At 38.1% G+C, this 1950-nt stretch carries 1 protein-coding gene; it reads right to left on the reverse strand.

Features of this window, described 5'->3' with window-relative positions:
• On the reverse strand, positions 1 to 1814 hold a 1814-nt coding region (locus LW137_RS07030; RefSeq protein ID WP_233034924.1), incomplete at its 3' end, for a hypothetical protein.
• Positions 1815 to 1950: the final 136 nt, after the last annotated feature.

The following is a 1950-nucleotide window of genomic DNA, read 5'->3' on the forward strand; positions in this document are numbered from 1 at the left end:
TTTCCAATATAGTTTGATCCGCTTCCTCCAGCTTCAATAGTGTTGATAGAAATAGTGCTTGATCCACTTTGGTGATCAAAGCTTAGGATATTGCGTGCAATACCATTTCCTCCATTTCCTGTTTCTATTTTGGATTCCAAAACATCGATAAAGAGCTTATTTGTTGTTGACGTGAATTGGATGAGATTTTCTTTGTTTGTTCTGTTTCCATTTGTTTGTTTTGCTTTAACACTAGATCTTTCGTTATCTTTTCCAAAAGATGTTGAGCTTCCTCCAAAAAGAATCTTATTTTGAGCGACAGAGCCTCCAGTGCCCGCAGTGATGTCTCCAGAATAAATGTTGTTTCCTTGGGTTCCTGCGAAGGTGATATTGTTGTCTCCACTATCTGCTGTAATGTTGCCCGAAATGGTGTTAGTCCCAGCTGTGTTGAAAGTGATGGTATTAGTTCCTCCTGAAACAGAAATATTTCCAGTGATGGTATTAGTTGAATTTGCAAGAAGAGCGGTTTGTGTTGATGAAGCTCCAAAAGTAATAATGTTTTTTCCATGTCCTCCATATGCAGTAGTTCCTGCGCTAATACTTCCTGTGATTGTGTTAGTCCCAGCTGTGTTGAAAGTGATGGTATTGGTTGAAGTTGCTTGAGCTGAAATATTTCCTGCAATAGAGTTTGTGACCGAAGAAGAGGAAATGCCAGCTTGAGCAGAGGTGTCTCCAAAAGTAATTGTATTGCTTCCTCCTCCTACTGAAGTAGTGTTTTTGGCAATAATATCTCCTTTAATGCTATTGGATTTGTCTTGGCTTTTAAAGGTGATATTGTTGATCCCGACTTCTGCCAAGATGGCAGTGTTTTCATCAGAATGAGTAATTGATGCATTTCTGATAGCTCCCCCTTTTTCAAAAAAGATATTGTTGGTTCCATTTCCGCCATATGTTCCGCTAAATGCAGAGACTTTTCCTTGGATTTGAGTATTTTCTCCTTTAAAGGTGATTGTGGTGTTGGCCGTTCCAAAAGTCCCCCCTCCAGAACTTGCACTAACGCTTCCTAAAATGCTTCCATTTTCAAAAGTAATGGTATTCTTCCCAGAAGAAGCTTCTAGATTTCCTATAAGATTTGCTCTTTCCTTGAAGGTAAGCTCATTGCTTGCTCCAGAAGTGTTTCCGCTATCTATTTTTAGAAGTTGAATTTTTCCAATGACATCTTTGCCAAAAATGCCAACAAATTTTGAATTGTGCGTTTCTGGTTTTCCCCCATGACCTTTTCCAGATTTAACAAGAATGTTTCCTTTGAATGAAAACTCTCCTTCTGCAGTATTGCTAAGATCTAGAGTAAAGTTTCTTTGGACATCTGCTCCATTCCCAAAATCAATGACTAAAGTCCCAGTGCCACTAGCACCCATTTGGATCCCTTTGGTATTGCCTTTGAGGGTAACAAATGTGGCTGTGTTGTTGTCTCCAGCTTTGAGGATAGCTTCTGTTTGCTCTCCAGAAGCGTCAGTTGTAACCTTCCCACTGCTTCCACTAGAATCCATAAATTTAAAAGTTAGTTTTTCTGGCACTGATCCATGCTGATCATGCAAAGTAGGTATATAAGCTGAAGAGGGAAGCCCTTCTTGTGTTGCATTCCATCCTAGAATATTGCTCTGAACATTTTGCTCACTAGAAGTGGTTCCAGAGCACAAAATTGGAAGATTGCTATCTGCTGAAGCTGTTGCAGTGCATTCTCCATACACACTCCCACTGCCCAAGACCAAAGCTAGTGAGCTTGCCACAATGGGTCTAAATAATTTGAATTTCCTTGTTTGATTTGTTCTCATTTATTGTTCCTTCTTTTCTTAAAAATATCCCTATCTCTTTTTAAGAGATAATGATAAATCAGACTAATTCTATTTAAATTTAATTAATATTTTTATTGTTTTTTAAAAAATAAACTATTCATTTACCTTTATATAA

The sequence above is a fragment of the Helicobacter kayseriensis genome, from assembly GCF_021300655.1.
Taxonomy (GTDB): Bacteria; Campylobacterota; Campylobacteria; order Campylobacterales; family Helicobacteraceae; genus Helicobacter_G; species Helicobacter_G kayseriensis.